At 39.9% G+C, this 2432-nt stretch carries 2 protein-coding genes and 1 pseudogene; all 3 read left to right on the forward strand.

Translation table 11 applies throughout. The features are described 5' to 3' along the window. Window positions 1–113 precede the first annotated feature (113 nt). The 3 genes and pseudogenes from H5202_RS20660 to H5202_RS20670 all read left to right on the forward strand — a co-directional run bounded on the left by H5202_RS20660 (window position 114) and on the right by H5202_RS20670 (window position 2408). Entirely contained in the window at window positions 114–698 is a 585-nt protein-coding gene (locus H5202_RS20660; RefSeq protein ID WP_182773716.1) for a reverse transcriptase domain-containing protein, read from the forward strand. A 294-nt stretch (window positions 699–992) separates the two neighbouring features. After that, window positions 993–1157 (forward strand): annotated as a pseudogene (locus H5202_RS20665) (IS4 family transposase); the annotation flags it as partial. Between the two features lie 129 nt (window positions 1158–1286). Beyond that, on the forward strand, window positions 1287–2408 hold the full coding sequence (locus H5202_RS20670; protein WP_182773717.1) for an ISAs1 family transposase: 1122 nt from the start codon (window positions 1287–1289) through the stop codon (window positions 2406–2408). Window positions 2409–2432 lie beyond the last annotated feature (24 nt).

Genomic DNA, 2432 nt, shown 5'->3' on the forward strand with positions numbered 1-2432 from the left:
GAACTCAGTCAGTATTTGAGTCCAGTGGTCATGTTTTTGCGATTGATTCATAGCACCTCCTTTGTAAAGAAGCACTATGCCAAAAGCTGATTTTTATTGGTATGTGGGGTTAATTGACCGCTTACTTTCATTCTATAGGCTATAACAAATTAATTAGCCAAAAACTGACCAGTTTATGCACATTTAAGGGCCGACTTCCCCAAGGCGCACCAACATCGCCGAAACTCTCAAATTTGGCATGTCAACGCTTAGACTCACGTATACAAGGCTACGCTGGCTCAAAAGGTATTATGTATACTAGGTATGCTGATGACATAACATTATCTGCTTTTAACGAGTCGAAAATAAGAAAAGCAAAGCCTATGATAGAAAAGATAGTGTTAGATGAAGGCTTTTCAATTAACCATAAAAAAACAAAACTTTGTGGTACCAGAAAACGAAAAGAAGTTACTGGACTAATTGTATCGGCGAATGGTGTGGGAATTGGTCGCGAAGAATACCGAAAGATGCGCACTGAAATTTATACAATGCTTCAATCTGATCCATCTAAACTCGCGCACATAAACGGTTGGCTTGCTTACATAAAAAGCGTAGATACAACGAATTATGCCCGATTAATTAAATATATTATAACACTAAAAAAGATTTTTCCTGACTCTGAAGTTTTTAATTTAATCCCTGCAATCAAAAAAAATTAAGTACCATATATTGGTTAAAAAATAAAAAATAAATTCCAACTAAAAGCAAGGATTCTGATAATAACTGCACTATCTTCCCAGCGGATAGATAAAACAACACTTTCTCGTCATCCATGATAAAGCCCCGAAACGATTAAGATACATAAATAACAACTCAATAAATGGGGGGCAGAGTCTGACGAATCCCCACAAAAAAATGTATTTAAATAGTGAGATAGGCTAAAAAATGAGGAACATTCATGGCATTTGGTGATCAAATTTATCGCCAAACAAATATTACCACGAGTAAATACCATGAATGCTAAACACGTTTTATCAAAATACCTCTCACTTGTAACTCCATTAATGCACAAAACACTTCGTACTAGTTTGTTTGCTGCCATTGAAAGCTCAATGAATGGTGGTCCACTTTCTATCGCGAGACTCGGCCGTAACATAACTAACAAAGCGAAGGAAAAATAACAAATTAATGGCTCGTTTGATCAGGGTGAGATCGTGAACGTTTTTTGAACTGCTAATATTGACACACAATCTGTTTGACGCCTTGGCTTAGCTGTGATCTTATACTCTCTTTTAGGAGAGTAAATTATGTACCTTGAAGCCTTCACAACCTTTTTCAGCGAGCTTACCGACACTCGTCAATCGGCTAAAATCACTTATCCTCTCGAAGATATTTTATTTGTTACCTTGTGTGGCGTTATCGCTGGAGCCGAGGGCTGGAGCGAGATCCGTGATTACGCTGATGGTCATCTTGATTGGTTTCAACAGCATGGATATTTAAGTGATGGTGTCCCTGTCGATGACACCATCGCGAGGACCATCTCACGCATTGACCCCGAGCAATTTAGGCTGTGTTTCATAAAGTGGATGCAAGCCGTGCATGAAATAACGCAAGGTCAACTTATCGCGATAGACGGCAAGACATTAAGAGGCTCCTATCAACGTGGGAACCGACAATCAACAATTCATATGGTGAATGCGTTTGCATGTAAAAACAAACTCGTTCTTGGGCAAGTCAAGACCTCTGAAAAGTCCAATGAAATCACTGCAATCCCAGAGCTAATAAAGCTTCTGGATATTGAAGGTGCTTTGGTTTCGATTGATGCCATGGGCTGCCAAGTTAACATTGCAGAGCACATTGTCGAGCAAGGTGGCGATTACTTATTTACGCTAAAAAGTAATCAGGGCAATCTACATAAAGCTGTAGAAACAGCATTTTCTGAGACACGTAAAGCCCCGCTAAGCGGCGTAAGCTTTGAGCAACAACATGGTCGTATCGAAGCGCGAGTTTACCATGTCTTAAGTGCCAAACAGTTTACAGAAGAATTTTCACAATGGCCTCAATTACAAACACTTGGCATGAGTATGAGCTTTCGTCAGCAAAAAGGAAAAGCGCCTGAGCTCATGTATCGTTACCATATCAGTTCCGCTGAACTGACAGAGCAGCAACTCGCTGAAGCGGTGCGTGCTCATTGGGCTGTAGAAAATAGCCTGCATTGGGTATTAGATGTCTGTATGTCTGAAGATGCTTGCCAAATTTATCAAGACCATGGCGCTGAAAATTGGGCTATGTTACGCCAAGTCGCATTAAATATGCTTAGAAGTGAATCTTCAAAAGGAAGCATACCAGCTAAACAAAAACGAGCCTGGATGAAAACAGCATACTTAGAAGCAGTATTAAATGCTGGATTCAGTGATATGGCTAATTAATGAACACTCATGCGGTTGCCCTGC

It is taken from the genome of Shewanella sp. SG41-4 (genome assembly GCF_014164505.1).
Taxonomy (GTDB): Bacteria; Pseudomonadota; Gammaproteobacteria; order Enterobacterales; family Shewanellaceae; genus Shewanella.

Excerpts from the sequence above, each read along its gene's own strand:
- H5202_RS20670 (WP_182773717.1), top strand. The coding sequence starts at position 1,287 with ATGTACCTTGAAGCCTTCACAACCTTTTTCAGCGAGCTTACCGACACT.